This is a genomic window from Paenarthrobacter sp. AR 02, assembly GCF_021538675.1.
Lineage (GTDB): Bacteria > Actinomycetota > Actinomycetes > Actinomycetales > Micrococcaceae > Arthrobacter.
This window is the reverse complement of the sequence record NZ_JAJUKH010000005.1, coordinates 119162-135590: the sequence shown is the minus strand read 5'-3', so window position 1 is coordinate 135590 and position 16429 is coordinate 119162. Positions and strand designations below refer to the sequence as shown.

Sequence of the window (16429 nt, the reverse complement as noted above, 5' to 3'; positions counted from 1 at the left end):
AAACATCCGCAGTACGACTTTCAAGGATCCACCAACCACATGGCCCGCAGCCAAACTCCCGCACGCAAAGGCGAGCCCCTCGGCGATTTCACCGAGAACATCGTCGATATCGACGTCACTTCCGAGATGGAAGGCTCCTTCCTGGAGTACGCCTACTCGGTGATTTATTCGCGCGCCCTCCCTGACGCACGCGACGGATTGAAGCCTGTTCAACGGCGCATCCTGTACATGATGGCGGACATGGGTTTGCGCCCTGACCGCGGGCACGTCAAGAGCGCACGCGTGGTGGGCGAAGTCATGGGTAAGCTCCACCCGCACGGCGACGCCGCGATCTACGATGCCATGGTGCGCATGGCCCAGGACTTTTCCCTGCGCCTGCCGCTGATCGATGGTCACGGCAACTTCGGCTCGCTCGACGACGGTCCAGCCGCCCCGCGTTACACGGAGGCCCGGCTCGCGGCCGCTGCCCTGACCATGACCGACCACCTCGACGAAGACGTGGTGGACTTCGTCCCCAACTACGACAACCAGTTGACGCAGCCGGACGTCCTCCCGGCAGCATTCCCCAACCTGCTGGTCAACGGCACCACAGGTATCGCTGTGGGCATGGCCACCAACATGGCTCCCCACAACCTGGTGGAGGTCATCGCCGCTGCGCGTCACCTGATTGCCAATCCCGACGCCACGCTCGAGGACATCATGCGTTTCGTCCCCGGACCTGACCTCCCCACGGGCGGCCGGATCGTGGGCCTGGACGGAATCCGTGACGCCTACGCAACGGGGCGGGGTTCCTTCAAGACCCGCGCCAAGGTGGAGGTGGAGCAGCTCTCCGCCCGCCGCACCGGGCTTGTGGTCACTGAGCTCCCCTACATGGTGGGCCCGGAAAAGGTCATCGAGAAGATCAAGGACGCGGTCAACGCCAAGAAGTTGACGGGTATCAGCGATGTGGTGGACCTCACGGACCGCAACCACGGCCTCCGCCTGGTCATCGAACTGAAGAACGGTTTTAACCCCAACGCCGTCCTCCAGCAGCTGTACCGCTATTCGCCGATGGAAGATTCCTTTGGCATCAACAACGTGACCCTGGTGGACGGCCAGCCACAGACACTGGGCCTGCTGCAGTTGCTCCAGGTGTACGTTGAGCACCGCCTGAACGTGGTGCGCCGCCGGACCTCGTTCCGCCTGGGCAAGAAGAAGGACCGCCTCCACCTGGTGGAGGGCCTGTTGATCGCGATCGTGGACATCGACGAGGTCATCCAGATCATCCGTTCCTCCGACGAGGCCTCGGCTGCGCGCGAGCGGCTGATGTCCATCTACGACCTCACCGAAATCCAGGCGAACTACATCCTGGAACTGCGCCTGCGGCAGCTGACCAAGTACTCGCGGCTGGAGCTGGAGAAGGAACAGGACGAGCTGCGCCGCGAAATCGAAGCACTCGAGGCCATCCTCGCCTCCGACGAGCTGCTCAGGGACCTCGTGTCCGGCGAGCTCGGGGTCATCGCCGAGAAGTACGGTACTCCCCGGCGCACCGTACTCCTCGAATCCGAGGCTGTGTCGCCCACCGTGGCCGCCGCCCTCGCGGCAGCGGCACCGGGGCCCAAAGGCAAGGCGGCGGCACTTCCACTGGAGATCCCGGATGACCCCTGCTGGGCTTTGCTCAGTGTCTCCGGGCAGATCGCCAGGACCTCCAACCAGGAACCGTTGGCGGAGGCCGGACCGCGGGCGAAGCACGATGTCTTCCGTTCGGTCGTGAAGACCACAGCCCGCGGCGAAATCGGTGCCGTAACGTCCCAAGGCCGGATGCTCCGGCTGCAGGTGATGGACATGCCCGTTCTGCCACCCGTCTCTGGCCTGCCCAACCTGGCGGGAGGCGTGCCGGCCAGGGACTTCATCACCTTGACCAAGGGCGAGACCTTGGTCGCGTTTGTGCCCTTGGACTCCGTCCTTGCGATCGGAACGGTCCAGGGCGTCGTCAAGCGCGTACAGCCCGATTACCCGCTTAACCGCGAGGATTGGGAAATCATCGCGCTGAAGGACAAAGACTCGGTACTCGCCGTGGAGCCTGCGCAGGAGGACGACGTCGATCTCGTCTTCGTGACCAGGCAAGCCCAATTGCTGCGGTTCAGTGCCTCCAACGTCCGCCCGCAGGGCAGGACGGCAGGGGGCATGGCAGGTATCAAGCTCGCACCGGGCGACCAGGTCATCCACTTCGGTACTGTGCGCGCCAACGATCCTGCCGCCGTCGTGGTGACCATTGCCGGCACTACTGGCGCCCTTCCCGGAACGGCACCGGGAACCGCCAAGGTGACGGCGTTCGAAGAGTATCCCGCGAAGGGCCGCGCGACCGGCGGCGTCCGTGTGCACCGCTTCCTCAAGGGCGAAGACACGCTGCTGCTGGCCTGGGCTGGCCATGGCCCGGCCAAGGCGTCCTCCGCTGCCGGTGTGGCCAGGGCACTGCCCCACGAGCATGGGCGAAGGGACGGTTCGGGAGTTCCGTTGTCACAGCCTGTGGAAGCAATCGGTCCGAGCATGGCTTGGCCGGAAGAGGGCAACACAGAGGCATAAACAAGGGCCGGCGGTGACTAACCGCCGGCCCTCATTTATCTGCCAAGCTAACCGTTTCCACCCATTTGGTTCAGGCTCAGTATGTTCCCCTCGGTGTCCAGGAACCACGCGGCGGCGCTTCCGTCGGGCATGGTGGCGATGCCGTTTTCCGTCTTGAGACCAGGGAAGTCGTAGTCTTCGAAGGCCACTCCCTTCCCGCGCAGCTCCTCGACGGTGGCTGCGACGTCATCGACCATCCAACCCATCTGGGTATTCTTTGCGGTCCCCGCGTTCGGTGTCTCGTACAGAAGGAAACCGGTGCCATCACCGCACCTGTACTGGAGGTTGTCATCCGCGTCCGGATTGTCTGGCTCGAGTCCGAGTTTCTCACTGTAGAACCCGCGGGCCCGCTTCAGATCCTGCGCCGGTAAAACGGCAGCCACTTGCTGATCTTTGAGCATGATTCTCTCTTTCCGGCTCTCCTCCCGGAACGAACTTTACTCCTGGCCGTGATGGGAAGTAATTGGAAACCGACACCGTTTTTTGGCTTTGGCCGGGACGTCCGCGCAGTTCAGCTTAGACTGGCGACATGCCGATCATCCCTGATGAAAAAGACTGGACCTGGGTACTCTCAGAGCCCTGCAATGAGTGCGGTTTCGATCCCGCTACGGTGACCCCGTCGACAGTGCCGGGCACCGTCCTGAACATGCTGCCGAGGTGGCGGGCTGTTCTGCGCCGCGAGGACGTTGCGGTACGTCCCAACGACCACACCTGGTCCACCTTGGAATATGCGTGCCATGTGCGCGATGTTTTTAGCCTGTTTGACCAGCGGTTGAACCTGATGCTGACCGAGGACGACGCACAGTTCGCCAATTGGAACCAGGACCAGGCGGCCATCGACGGCGAGTACGGCTCGGCGGATCCCCGGACCGTCGCTGACGAACTGGAAACCGAGGGCGCCACCATCGCTGAGTCCTTCGCCAGGGTCAGTGAAGAAGAGTGGGTGCGGACCGGGACGCGCAGCAACGGCTCGGCCTTCACCGTACTCACATTCTCCCAATACTTCCTGCATGACGTCGTCCACCACCTGCACGACGTGGACGGCTAGAGCATCTTCTCCCACGTCATGCTGCGGTTGACCGGCTCATAGCCCATACCCAGGTAGAGCTCCAAGGCGCCGGTCGGGTTGGCCGAGTCAACGTCAAGGGAGGCCACATCCATACCGGCCAGCGAGTATCGCCGCATGGCGTCTGCCAGCAGGGCCTGGGCGATTCCCCTGCCCCGGTAGGCTCGTCGAACGCCCAGGAGTTCGGTGTAGCCCTCCTTGAAACCGCGGCTACGTGCCGCCTCGGGGTCGTGGCTGGCCAGTTGGTAACCCACAACGTCTCCCGTGGCCTGGTCCAGCACGACGGTGCTCAGATCATGCCTGGCGGTGGGTTCTTCGATAGTGAACCGCCATGCTTCCTTGTCCCTGGGTTCGCTCCCCCAATGGTCACGGAAAGCATCGTTGTGGGCCTGCCGCACCGATTCGAACAGGGGCGGTTCGAGCGTCCGCAGTTCGAGCCCGCTTCCCAGGGGAGCATGGGGCAGTTCAGTTGCCAACGTCCGGTGCATCTCGTTGAACCAGCGCACCGCTCCGTATCCGTGCCCCATCAGCAGGGCGGCTTGGTGTTCGTGTTGCTCTTCAGTGCGGATGCGAAGCCTTGGCGGCGCCGTCGTGTGTCCCGCTTCCTGGTCCTCGTCGAAGCGCTGGCGCACTTGCGCTTCCTGCCACAGCAGGATGGTGGAGCCTATGCCGCGCTGCTGCCAGGCCGGGTCAACGCACGCCATTCCCGTGGCTTTGTCGCCCTCCGGGTTCTTGGTGATGCGCCCGTAAGCCCGTGCCACGCCGTCGGCGTCGAAGCCCAGGAGCGTACTGGCCTGCGGAGGATTCCTGCTGGACTCGAGGACATGGATCAGGTCCCCTTGCTTTTCGTACCAGGCAGGATGTTCGACGGCGGCCGTCCTGGCGATCAGCCCGGCCCAATTGTCCAGGTCCTCCATGGAGGCAGGCCGCCAGTGGAGGCCTGTCATGGCGGCGTCGGGCATGGCTTGGCGTGCTGCTTCGAAAGGCATGCCAACAGGCTACTGAGGGGTAGTCCTTCCCACCAGCTCCGCCGCGCCCGCGCCGGGGCCCACGGCAGGACCCACGGCAGCTACCGACGAGCCCAGCTCCAGGCGTGCGTCCGAGGGATCGATATCCTCGGGATTGTGGGTGACAAGGACCACGGTGACGTCCTTGAGTCCTGCCCGGAGGATCGCCATCATTTCGCGGGCTGCGCCGGCATCCAGATGCGCCGTTGGCTCGTCCAGAAGCAAAATGGAGGCCCCGGTGAGCAAAGTCCTTGCCATCGCGAGCCGCTGCCGTTCGCCGCCGCTGAGGAAGGACCCTTCGGGTCCTATCCGCGCGTCGAGCCCGCCGGGCAGGGTCTCCACCAAAACGTCCAGTCCGACGTCGGCCAGCGCCTTATGCATGTCCGCCTCCGTCGGTTTCGCCGCCGCAGGCCGGCTCAGCAGGAGGTTCCCACGGATGGTGGAATCGAAAAGGTGCGCCTCCTGCGGGCACCAGGCCGCCGTCCCCGTCATTTTCGCCGTTCCTTGCGTCAATGGCAGGAAGCCCAGGAGCACCGACAGGAGGGTGGATTTTCCTGCCCCGGAGGGCCCTGTCACCGAGAGCCAACGGCCGGGTCCGGCCCCCACCGTGAGGCCAGCGAACACGTTCGGACCCCCGGGCCATGCTGCGGCCGCGTCCCTCAATTCGAGTCCCGCTTTGCCGTCGCGTTCAGGCAGCGGCCGCGGGCCGCCGTCGGGGTCTTCCGGAGCGGTCCCGGATGCGGCGTCCAGGGCTCCGGACGCGGCAACGCGGCCCAGGACGGCTGCGAGCGCGGGGGCTTGACGCACCGAGGAGACGATGCCCCCGAAGGGTTCAACCAGCGCCAGCAACATCAGCACAATCACGGCTACGAGTTCGGGTGCTGCGGAGCCGTCGGCGACAGAGGGGGCGGTGAGGACACCCGCCCACAGGGCTGCCAGCGAGCAGGCCAGGACGATCGCAGCTTGCCCGAGCCCCTCGGCCCATGCCGAACGCTGGGCGGAGACGGTGGCTGCGCGGTCCTTGTTGCGGAGTTCCCGAAGGACGGGCTCCCCCACTCCGTTGGCAGCGAGGTCTGCCCGTGCGTCCAGTGCCGCAGCGACTCCCTTCAGTACCACTGAGCGCATCTGCTGTTCTGATGTTGCGGCGTTCCTGTCGGCCAGGACGGCGAGTAACGGAGCAATTGCCAGGCCGATGACCGACGCCAGCACCACGGCGGGAACTGCTGCGGGCATGACCAGCGCAGTGGCGATGATGGCTGCTGCGCTTACTCCCACTGCGGTGACCGGAGGCAGTGCAACGCGGGGCAGGAGGTCGCGGAGGGTGTCGACGTCGTCCACCACCGACCCCAGGACGTTGCCGCCCTGAAGGAGCCGGCGAAGGGACAGCGCCCTCCGGCTCAGTGTTGCCCACAGTGCGCCCCGGAGGCGGGTCATGGCAGCGAAAACGGCGTCGTGGGTCAGCAGGCGCTCGCAGTACCGCAGGACTGCCCTGCCAATACCGAAGAACCGGACACCCACTATTGCGCCGAGCAAATAGAGGATGGGCGGCTGTTCGCTGGCCCTGATGATCAACCATCCTGACAACCCGGAAAGGGCTACGGCGAACAAAGCGGCAAGGACTGCAACGGCACCCGCGGCGGCGAACTTCCAGCGGACGGGCTTCAGGACCCCCAGCAGGCGTCGCAGGCTTCCCGTCCGCTGCATGGCCGGATTGATGCCGTCCGGCCGTGCGGAAGTACCCGCGACGGTTCCACGCATGGATTCCTCGTGGTTCCCAACGACGGCGGGGCGCACGGGGCCCTCCCCCGCCCGTGGTGCCGGCAAGGGGTGCTTGCGCCCAACGGACACCACGTGGTCGGCGAGCGCCCGGGTGGCGGCGTCGTGGGCCACCAGGATCACCGTGACCGAACCGCGGAGTGATTCCATGGCGTTTCGCACGACGCTGGCAGAGTAGTGGTCCAGGTGTGCGGTGGGTTCGTCGAGCAGCAGCACGGTGGCTCCGGCTTCCACGCGCGCGAGCCCGCGGGCGAGGGCTACACGGCGCAGTTCACCGGGGCTCAGCTCAGCGGGGTGTTTGTCGGCGAGATGGTCCGCCGCGGTCCGTTTCAGGACACGTGCCACAGCTGCGTCACTGTTGCCGGTGTATCCCTCCAGGTAAAGCTCGACCTCCTGCTGGACGGTTTCCGCTGCCATGACAGGATGCTGCGGCACCCATGCCACGCTCCCTTGTCCTGCTCCCCTGGTGTGTCCAGTGACTGCGGTGCCCGTCCCCGGACCGATCAGCCCGGCCAGGACGCCCAGGACTGTGCTCTTCCCTGCCCCGCTGTCCCCGTCCAGGGCGGTGATCCTGCCCTGTTTCGCGGTAAAGCTGAGGGGTCCGACGGCGGCCGCTGACCTGCCGCTGTACGTCACCGAAAGGTCAGTCACCACGGTGTCTTCCGGCCCGGGAAGGGCGGGAGTTTCCTGCAGTCGCTGGTGCGCGGGTGCTTCCAGCACGGCATGGGTGGTTTCGAGCGCGGCTCGGCCATCGTCGCTGGCGTGGTGGGCCGTACCCAGTTCCCGGAGCGGCAGGTAGCAGTCGGGGGCAAGAATCAATGCCAACAAGCCTGCTTCGAGTGCCATGTCCCCGGCCACAAGCCTGACACCGATGAACACGGCCACAACGGCTACGGAGATCGTGGCTATGAGTTCCAGGGCAAGTGCCGAAAGGAAGGCCGTGCGGAGAGTTCCCATGGTGCGGCTGCGGTATTGCTCGGAGATATCCTCCAAGGCTGCGCGTTGCTCACTGGCGCGGCCCAGGCCCACCAGGACCGGCAGGCCTTTGGCGAGTTCAAGAATGTGCCCGGACAGTTTCCGCAAGGTGGTCTGCGCGTCGCGGACACTGTCCTCGGTGTGCCGGCCAATCAGCACCATGAACAGCGGAACCAGGGGCACGGTCAGGACGATCACCAATGCGCTGACCCAGTCGGCGAACAGGATACGGGCGCCGATCAACAGGGGCACCGTTGCGCAGTTCACCAGCGCCGGCAGGTATTGCGTGTAGTAGTCGTCCAGGGCGTCCAGTCCGCGCGTCGTGAGGATCGCCAGGCCGCCGTCGTTCATTCCCTCCACCGGCGAGGCGGCGCCGTCACCCAGTGATCGCCGCAGCAGGCTGGCGCGCAGCTCCTCTTTGACGCCCAAGGCGGCCCGGCGGGAGGCAATGCCCTGCCCCCACACCGTCAGCGAGCGCAGGACAGCTCCCACGGCGCCCCAGATGAGTCCGCTGTTCCAATCCCCGGACCCGGACGCCAGGCCTGCCAGCATCACCGCCACGGCCTGCGCCATCAGCACCAGGGACAGGGCCTTGAGGGCGGACAGCAGCCCGATCGTGTAGAGGGCGGATCGGGTAACCGGGCCGGAAGGGAACACGGGTTTCATCGGCGTTCAGGCTCCCGGGTGGGTTGGCTTGCCGGACTGGGTACCGGCCGGACCCGGTTCCTTGGACACCAGGACTTTCGCGGCGATCGCAGGCAGGAACCCGTGCGCCTCGGGGATGTGCGCTGCACTGACGCGACGCCGGAATACCCAGTACGTCCAGGATTGGTAGGCAATGACCAGCGGCAGCCCCACGGCGGCAACGATACTCATCAGGCCCAACGTGTAGTCCGAGGACGAGGCGTTGGAGATGGTCAGGTTGAAGGCGGGATCGATCGTGGAAGGAATGACCACCGGGAACGCCGCACCGAAGATCGAGGCCGTGGCGCAGACAATGAAAGCGCCGAGGGCGCCAAATGCCCGGCCTTCGGATCCTGCCCGGGCCAACTGCCAGGCCAGGACCACGGCTACCACCGCGGCTGCCACCAAGGCCCAGGTCCACGGCTTCCCGCTCAGGAACTGCACCGCCAGCATCCAGCCGAACATCGGCAGCACGGCAACCGGGACCAGCCGCACAAACCAACGGCGCGCCCGATGCCGGACATCGCCGTCGGTCTTCAGGGCCAGGAAGGCGAGGGCATGAACCAGGGCGAACGCCACAACGCCGAATCCGCCCAGGAGCGCGTACCCGCTGAACCAGGACATGGGACCGCCCACACGGTCACCGTTATCGTTCAACGGCAGGCCCGTTGTTGTCAGCGCCAGGGCGGCGCCGATACCGAAGGCGGCAACGAAGGAGCCGACGGCGATGGCCCAGTCCCAGCGGTTGCGCCACCGCGCGGAGTCAACCTTGCCCCGGTACTCGAAGGCGACCGCGCGGAAAATCAGGGCCGCGAGAACACACAGCAGCGGCAGGTACAAAGCCGAAAACAAGGATGCATACCAGAGGGGGAATGCGGCGAAAGTAGCACCGGCCGCAGTGAGCAGCCACACTTCATTCCCGTCCCATACCGGACCAATCGTGTTCAACAGAACACGGCGGTCGGTGTTGTTGCGGGCGAACAGCTTCATAAGCATGCCGACGCCGAGGTCAAAGCCCTCCAGGAAGAGATAGCCGGTCCACAGAACGGCGATGGCCACGAACCAGATAGTTGGCAACAGTTCCATTGTCAGTTTCCCTTGGCTTCTAGTAGGCGAATGCCAGGACGTCGTCGCCGGACTTGTCCGGGCCGTCGTCGCTCTTGTCGTGCTGGTCAGAGTCCTTGGCATGCGCAAGTTCAGGCATCGCCGACGCCACTCCGCCGCGGATGTACTTGACCAGCAGCTTCACTTCAACCACCAAAAGCACGGCGTAGATGGCGGTGAGGACCACCAGCGAGGTCATGAGCTCTCCCGCACTGACCCCCGGCGAGACAGCTGCTGCTGTAAACATGAAGACCTGGTCGATGCCGTTCATGTCAGGATTCGGGGCCACCACGAACGGCTGGCGTCCCATCTCCGTGAAGATCCACCCGGCCGCATTGGCACCGAAGGGAGCAAGAATCCCGAAGACCGCCAGGCGCATGAGCCACCTGGACTGGGGCACCACACCCTTGCGGGTGACCCACAGGGCCAGCAGGGCCGCGAGGGCTGCGATGCCACCAAAGCCGATCATCATGCGGAAGCCCCAGTAGGTCACTTCCATCACGGGAACATACTGGATCTCCTGGCCGGCGCGCTCGCCGTACAGCGGGTTGTCAGGCAGGTGGGTGCCGTACTTTTCCTTGTATTCACCGAGCAGGCTGTTGACGCCCTTGACCTCGGTGGTGAAATCGCCCTTGGCCAGGAAGGACAGGATGCCCGGGACTTCGATGACGGCCACAATGTCGTCACAGTTCGAAGCACCGAGGTTGCCCACGCTGAGCACCGAGAACCCGGTGCCATCGTGGCAGGCGGCTTCCGCGGCGGCCATCTTCATGGGCTGCTGTTCAAACATCAGCTTGCCTTGGAGGTCGCCGGTAATCGCGGTCCCCGCGAAGGAAATCATGGCCACTACGGCACCGATCCTCAGCGACCTCATCCATACCGTGTAATCGGCCTCGTCGCGGCCTGGAATTGCAGCCTCGCCCGGAATCAGCTTGCCGTCGGCACCCACAACGTCTATTCCGTCGTGACGCCTGCGCCACAGGTGGTACCAGGCGATTCCCAGCAGGAAGGCACCCGCAACGGCCAGTGCGCCGAACAAGGTGTGCGGCACTGCGACCAATGCTGTGTTGTTGGTAAAGACTGCCCACGCATCTGTCATGACGGGTCGGCCATCCACCATCTCCACACCAACAGGGTGCTGCATCCAGGAGTTCGCCACGATGATGAAGTAGGCGGAAAAGACCGATCCGATCACTGCGATCCATAGGCAGGCCAGGTGCACGCCACGCTTGAGCTGTTTCCAGCCGAAGATCCACAGTCCCAGGAACGTGGACTCCACGAAGAAGGCGAGCAACGCCTCGAGCGCCAGTGGCGCGCCAAAGACATCGCCCACGAACCGGCTGTACTCACTCCACGCCATCCCGAACTGGAATTCCTGCACAATGCCGGTTGCCACGCCCATGATGAAGTTGATGAGGAACAGCTTTCCCCAGAACTTGGTCATGCGCAGGTACTCGGCCTTACCCGTGCGGTACCAAAAGGTCTGGATGATGGCTACCACCAGGCCGAGGCCAATAGTGAGCGGCACCATCATGAAGTGGTAGACGGTAGTGATGCCGAATTGCCAGCGTGCGATTTCCAAAGCGTCCATGGCTGTCCTTTGTGCGGTGGACCGAAGTGCAGTGACGATACTTCTACGTTGCGTAGAAAACGTATCTTCTACACAGTGTAGAACAAATGGCGGTCGACCCAACCCATTCTTCAAGTGGCGTTACGCACGCGCAAGGCCTTCCTCCAGCCGGCGACGCGCCGACAGTTCTACTTGACGTAGAATGGAGAGTTGAAAAGCGGTAAATTAGTGAATGAATATTGGATCGTCGCACCGGGCAGCAGAAGTGCTGTTGTTGGGATGCGGAAGGTAGGGACGTATTGATGGCAAGTCTTGGGGAACTGGAACGGGCAGTCATGGATCTGCTCTGGGCAGGCCAGGAGGCTGCAACTGCCAACACCCTGCGCGATCTCCTCGCGCAGGATTCCGAAGCCGGCGATGGCTCGGCAGGGCACCAGGGCAAGGACCTGGCCGTAACCACGGTTCTTACTGTCCTCTCCCGGCTGGAAAAGAAGGGCCTTGTGGAGCGTGAGCGCGGAACCCGCCCGCACCGCTACCAGGCCGTTTCCAGCCGCGCAGACCACACCGCCGAGCTCATGCACGAAGTCCTTGGCTCCGCTCCGGACCGGGAAGCCGTCCTCGCCCGATTCATTGGCTCCGTCACTGAAAGCGAAGCCGCAACACTGCGCAAACTGCTCGGCTACAATTAGCCACTATGTTCTGGACCTCATACCTGCTTGCGGTCCTGGCATTGATCCTGGCATGGCCCGTGCCCGTTCTGCTGTCGCGAGCACAGTGGCCTGCACGCTCCCCCTTCACAGCCATGGTGCTGTGGCAGGCGATCGCCCTGGCCGGTGGGCTTTCCATGATCGGCGCCATGCTTGTTTATGGCCTGGAACCCGTGGGCGACAACCTCCTCGCCGGCCTCCGGAGCCTGGCAGGAATGGTCTTCTACAACGAACCCACCACAGCGCTGGGATTCTGGCATCTCTTCGCCCTGTCGGCAGCTGCCCTTCTGACCGCGCACCTGGTCTTCACCCTCCTGCTGACCTACTACAAGATTGAACGCCAGCGGCGCCGGCACCGCGAACTACTGGCCCTGCTGGCATCACCCTCCGACGACGGACCGGGAACCGTGGTAATCAGCCATGACTCGCCAGTGGCGTACTGCCTGCCCGGCGGCGCCCGCTCAGTGACCGTGCTCTCCGATGGCCTCATGGCAGCCCTTGAACCCGCCGAACTCCGCGCCGTCCTCATTCACGAGAATGCACACCTGTCCCAACGCCACGACCTCCTGCTGTGGGCCTTCGCCGCCTGGCGGCAGGCCTTACCGTGGTTTCCCACCACCCGGCTCGCCCAGACCGCCGTGAACTCCCTGATCGAGATGCTGGCCGACGACGTCGCCCTCCGAACGGAAAGCAAAGGGACACTCATCAAGGCAATCGCCATTGTCGCCAGCGGTTCGTCCCAGCCGACCGTTGGAACCCACGCCTTCACCACAGGAGGCGCGGTGGTGGAGGGCAATTCAGTCAGCGCTACCGGCGGCGCCGACTCACCACGTACGACGGCGTCCCGCGTCAGCCGCCTTCTCTCGCCGCAGCCTCCGCTCACCAAGGGCCTGCGGATCCTGGTCCTCGCGGCCTCCATCCTTCTGCTGGCCGTACCGACAGCCCTGCTGATCGTGCCCGGGCTCCTGGGCTAGTGCCGGGACCGGCACCTGGCTACTGCTGCAGTGTGACTTCATAGACCCTTGAGGCATAGCGCTCAAGGGCGGTCCCGCACCGCGCAAGATGGTCGGCTGCTTCTCCCGCCTGTGGAAGGTGCAGGACATCGCGGGACTTCAATTCGCGGAACCAGCGCCTCAGGCGTTCCAGGCTCTGTTCCTCCTCCTCCAGCTCGGCGAACGTAAACTTTTCGTGGGCAACTTCCTTCGCGATTTCCTGCTCGAACTTGCCACAGTCCGCCATGAACTCGGACCATTCCTCCAGTCGGGCAGCTTCGTACGCACTCCGGAAGGTGTCCTCGCCTTGGTTCCGGGGAGAGGCGTCCACCAACGTCCAGGAGCCACCGCCCTTGGCAACAAGCTCTTCTGCTCGGGCCAATCCGGCGTCGAAGGCCGGATGGACGGGAAGCACCCAGGTCCCGGGCGACAGCGGTACCGCGCCAATCCGGCGAAGTTCACGCCAGACCGCCACCCTGTGTCGGGACGGCTGCGAAGGTACCTGGACGAGGATCAGTAGCCAACGTTGATCAATCACAATTCCGAATGTAGCAGCTGTTACATTGGTTTCGTGAATGCCTCAGAACCGTCCCACTCAGCGCGCTTGGTCGCGGCCCATCGATGGCCCCTTTATGCAGCAGGATTTACCACCGCGTTCGGCGCCCACGCCGTCGCCGCCGGGCTGGGGGCCGAAAGCGCGGACATCGGGCTCAGCCTCCTGGGACTCGGCGTCCTGCTGGCCCTTTACGACATCGCCGAGGTGTTCCTCAAGCCCGTCTTTGGCGCGCTCAGCGACCGCATCGGCCCCAAGCCGGTGATCGTGGGCGGTCTGGTTGCTTTCTCCGCCGCTTCCCTAATCGGCCTCTGGGCAGATCAGCCGGCAATGCTTGCCGCAGCCCGCCTGGGACAGGGAATGGCAGCGTCGGCGTTCTCCCCCGCCTCATCTGCGGGCGTTGCCCGGCTGGCCGGGGGAAGGACCGGTCGCTACTTTGGCCGCTACGGCTCGTGGAAAGGACTGGGCTACGCCATAGGGCCACTCCTGGGGGCCCTGGCCATCGTGGCCGGCGGCTTCGCCTTGCTGTTCCTTGTCCTGTCGGCCCTGGGCCTTGTGGTGGCAGCGTGGGCTGCGTTCGCCGTTCCGCCGCTGGCACCGCTTCCCCGGCCCAGGTACACCATCGTCGATGTGTGGCACCAAAGCACGGAGCGCTCGTTCCTGGGACCCACGCTGGTCCTCGCCGCCGCGACGGGAGCCCTGGGTGCCGCCGTCGGATTCCTCCCGGCTCTTGCTGCCCGCGAAGGCCTCGGCACCTCCGGCAGTGTTGCCGTCGTGACGGTGCTCGCCGTTGCCTCATCCCTGGTACAGCCACGGATTGGCAGCCTGCGGGACCGGGGCCGGCTTGCCGATAGGCCTGGCATGATGGCCGGACTGGGGGCCATTGCCGTCGGCACGCTCGTAGCCGCGCTCCTTCCCGGCGCCGGCTGGACGTACGGCGCCGCTGTCCTGATCGGGCTCGGAATAGGCGTCGCGACGCCGCTGGCCTTTGCCCATCTCGCCGACTCGACCCCTCCGGAGCGCCTGGGCCGGACCATGGGGTCGGCGGAGCTCGGACGCGAGCTTGGCGATGCAGGCGGCCCGTTGCTGGTGGGCGGAGTTGCGGTCGGCGCCGGGCTGCCATGGGGACTGGGTGCGTTGGCCCTGGCCGTGGGAGCAGCAGCCGTGGCGGCCCCCGCCGGCCGCACCGCAAAGGACAACGACGCGCCGGCTACGCCCAGCGCCTAAGCGTCGATACGTTCCCTGTCGAGTGTCGCTGCCCCGGCAATAATGAACTCCTTGCGCGGTGCCACGTCCGAACCCATCAAGAGGTCGAACACTTCTTCTGCCCGCTGCGCGCTGTCGATGCCCACCTTCCGGAGGGTCCTGTGCCGCGGATCCATGGTGGTCTCGGCCAGTTGTTGAGCATCCATTTCACCAAGGCCTTTGTACCGCTGGATGGGCTCTTTGTAGCGCTTGCCCTCCTTGGCGAGGTTGTTGAGGAGCACGTGAAGCTCAGCCTCGGAGTAGGTGTAGATCATCTCGTTGGCCTTCTGGCCGGGGTTGATGACCTCAACCCTGTGCAGTGGCGGAACGGCGGCAAATACCCGGCCGGCTTCAACCATGGGACGCATGTAGCGGAAGAACAACGTCAGCAGAAGGGTGCGGATGTGCGCGCCATCGACGTCGGCGTCGGTCATGAGGATGACCTTGCCATACCTGGCAGCGTCAATATCGAAACTGCGGCCCGAGCCTGCCCCCACCACCTGGATCAGTGCCGCGCACTCAGCGTTGGAGAGCATGTCCCCCACCGAGGCCTTTTGCACGTTGAGGATCTTGCCTCGAATCGGAAGCAGCGCCTGGAAGTCGGATGAGCGCGCGAGCTTGGCGGTACCCAGCGCGGAGTCGCCCTCAACGATGAACAGTTCCGAGCGGGCAACGTCGTCGGTGCGGCAATCCGCGAGCTTCGTGGGCATTGACGAGGTTTCCAGGGCGTTCTTGCGACGCTGGGTTTCCTTATGGACACGGGCCGAGATGCGCGACTTCATCTCGCTGACCATCTTCTCCAGAAGAAGCGCCGACTGGGCCTTGTCGTTGCGGTTGGCCGAATTCAGCCGGGAGGTGATTTCCTTTTCAACGACCTTCGCCACGATCGCCCTGACCGCGGAGGTGCCGAGAATTTCCTTGGTCTGCCCTTCGAACTGGGGCTCGGCCAAACGCACTGTCAACACGGCGGTCAGCCCTGCGAGGATGTCGTCTTTCTCGATCTTGTCGTTGCCGGCTTTCAACTTGCGGGCATTGGTCTCCACCGCTTTGCGGAAAGTCTTCAGGAGGGCAGCCTCAAACCCCGACTGGTGGGTGCCGCCTTTGGGGGTGGCGATGATGTTAACGAAGCTGCGCATGGTGGTCTCGTACCCGATACCCCAGCGCAGGGCAATATCCACCTCGCAGTCGCGCTCGACTTCCGCAATCTTGCTGTGGCCGTTTTCGTCCAGGACGGGCACGGTTTCCTTGAACTTTCCTGAACCATGAAGACGCCAGACGTCAGTCACACCGGAATCGGCTGCAAGGAATTCGACAAACTCGGAGATCCCACCGTCGTGGTGGAATACCTCTTCGTGGGCACCGTTCTCGCCTGGCGTCCCGGCCAGCTTCCGCTCATCACGGACCGTAATTTTCAGGCCCGGAACCAGGAAAGACGTCTGGCGGGCACGCGCCGCCAGGTCGTCATAGGAGAACTTTGCGTCAGGAGTAAAAATCTGGCGGTCTGCCCAATACCGGATGCGGGTACCGGTCACGCCACGCTTGGCCTTCCCCACGACATCCAGCACGGACTTCTCCACGAAGGGCTCAAACGGGGCGTCGGGCCCGGGCTTGGAACCTGGGTCCACGAACCGGCCGGGCTCGCCGCGGCGGAACGACATCTGGTAAGTCTTGCTCCCCCGGTCCACCTGGACGTCCAGCCGGCTCGACAACGCGTTGACTACCGACGCACCCACGCCATGCAGGCCACCGGAAGCAGTGTACGAACCGCCGCCGAACTTGCCACCTGCGTGCAGTTTGGTAAAGACCACCTCGACGCCGGAGAGTCCGGTTTTTGGCTCGACGTCCACGGGGATGCCACGGCCGTCGTCGTGAATTTCGACAGAATTGTCGGCATGCAGGATCACCTTGATGTCGTGGCCGAAACCTGCCAACGCCTCATCCACCGAGTTGTCGATGATCTCCCACAAACAGTGCATGAGGCCGCGGGAGTCGGTGGAACCGATGTACATGCCCGGACGCTTTCGAACGGCTTCCAGGCCTTCAAGGACAGACAGGTGCCGGGCGTTGTATTCAGAACTCGGTGCCACTCGCGGTGTGCTCCTTCAGGGGTATATCTCAGGGTGTTTCCCAGCCGTGATATCGCTGG

At 64.5% G+C, this 16429-nt stretch carries 12 protein-coding genes; 5 read left to right on the top strand and 7 right to left on the bottom strand.

The features are described from left to right. Positions 1-39 precede the first annotated feature (39 nt). Entirely contained in the window at positions 40-2565 is a 2526-nt protein-coding gene (locus LRQ04_RS12535) for a DNA topoisomerase (ATP-hydrolyzing) subunit A (protein WP_235520487.1), read from the top strand. A 47-nt stretch (positions 2566-2612) separates the two neighbouring features. Here the strand turns inward: LRQ04_RS12535 and LRQ04_RS12530 are convergent, their stop codons facing one another. Then, a complete protein-coding gene (locus LRQ04_RS12530; RefSeq protein WP_235520486.1) occupies positions 2613-3005 on the bottom strand; it encodes a VOC family protein in 393 nt (130 codons plus the stop codon). 128 nt (positions 3006-3133) lie between these two features. Between LRQ04_RS12530 and LRQ04_RS12525 the strand changes: the two genes are divergently transcribed. Beyond that, positions 3134-3652, top strand: coding sequence for a DinB family protein (locus LRQ04_RS12525; protein WP_235520485.1), 519 nt, complete (start codon positions 3134-3136; stop codon positions 3650-3652). On the opposite strand, the gene LRQ04_RS12520 is transcribed toward LRQ04_RS12525, so the two are convergent. Genes LRQ04_RS12520 through LRQ04_RS12505 form a run of 4 tightly spaced genes read right to left on the bottom strand, consistent with a single transcriptional unit; the run spans position 3649 to position 10807 of the window. Next, entirely contained in the window at positions 3649-4659 is a 1011-nt protein-coding gene (locus tag LRQ04_RS12520) for a GNAT family N-acetyltransferase (RefSeq protein ID WP_235520484.1), read from the bottom strand. The genes LRQ04_RS12525 and LRQ04_RS12520 overlap by 4 nt on opposite strands. A gap of 9 nt (positions 4660-4668) precedes the next feature. After that, positions 4669-8094, bottom strand: a complete 3426-nt coding sequence (gene cydD / locus LRQ04_RS12515) for a thiol reductant ABC exporter subunit CydD (RefSeq protein WP_235520483.1) — start codon at positions 8092-8094, stop codon at positions 4669-4671. 6 nt (positions 8095-8100) lie between these two features. Then, complete coding sequence (gene cydB / locus LRQ04_RS12510) at positions 8101-9198, bottom strand: cytochrome d ubiquinol oxidase subunit II (protein ID WP_235520482.1); 1098 nt, start codon at positions 9196-9198, stop codon at positions 8101-8103. Between the two features lie 19 nt (positions 9199-9217). Beyond that, complete coding sequence (locus tag LRQ04_RS12505) at positions 9218-10807, bottom strand: cytochrome ubiquinol oxidase subunit I (protein ID WP_235520481.1); 1590 nt, start codon at positions 10805-10807, stop codon at positions 9218-9220. Positions 10808-11088: 281 nt separating this feature from the next. Here LRQ04_RS12505 and LRQ04_RS12500 point away from each other — a divergent pair, with 281 nt between their 5' ends. Together LRQ04_RS12500 and LRQ04_RS12495 are read left to right on the top strand one after the other, a co-directional pair. Continuing rightward, entirely contained in the window at positions 11089-11475 is a 387-nt protein-coding gene (locus LRQ04_RS12500) for a BlaI/MecI/CopY family transcriptional regulator (protein ID WP_211714067.1), read from the top strand. A gap of 5 nt (positions 11476-11480) precedes the next feature. After that, positions 11481-12467, top strand: a complete 987-nt coding sequence (locus LRQ04_RS12495; protein WP_235520480.1) for a M56 family metallopeptidase — start codon at positions 11481-11483, stop codon at positions 12465-12467. Between the two features lie 19 nt (positions 12468-12486). Here LRQ04_RS12495 and LRQ04_RS12490 read toward each other — a convergent pair whose 3' ends face one another. Beyond that, entirely contained in the window at positions 12487-13023 is a 537-nt protein-coding gene (locus LRQ04_RS12490) for a Chromate resistance protein ChrB (protein WP_235520479.1), read from the bottom strand. Positions 13024-13056: 33 nt separating this feature from the next. Between LRQ04_RS12490 and LRQ04_RS12485 the strand changes: the two genes are divergently transcribed. After that, positions 13057-14265, top strand: coding sequence for an MFS transporter (locus LRQ04_RS12485; RefSeq protein ID WP_235520478.1), 1209 nt, complete (start codon positions 13057-13059; stop codon positions 14263-14265). On the opposite strand, the gene LRQ04_RS12480 is transcribed toward LRQ04_RS12485, so the two are convergent. Beyond that, a complete protein-coding gene (locus LRQ04_RS12480) occupies positions 14262-16370 on the bottom strand; it encodes a type IIA DNA topoisomerase subunit B (RefSeq protein WP_235520477.1) in 2109 nt (702 codons plus the stop codon). The genes LRQ04_RS12485 and LRQ04_RS12480 overlap by 4 nt on opposite strands. Positions 16371-16429 lie beyond the last annotated feature (59 nt).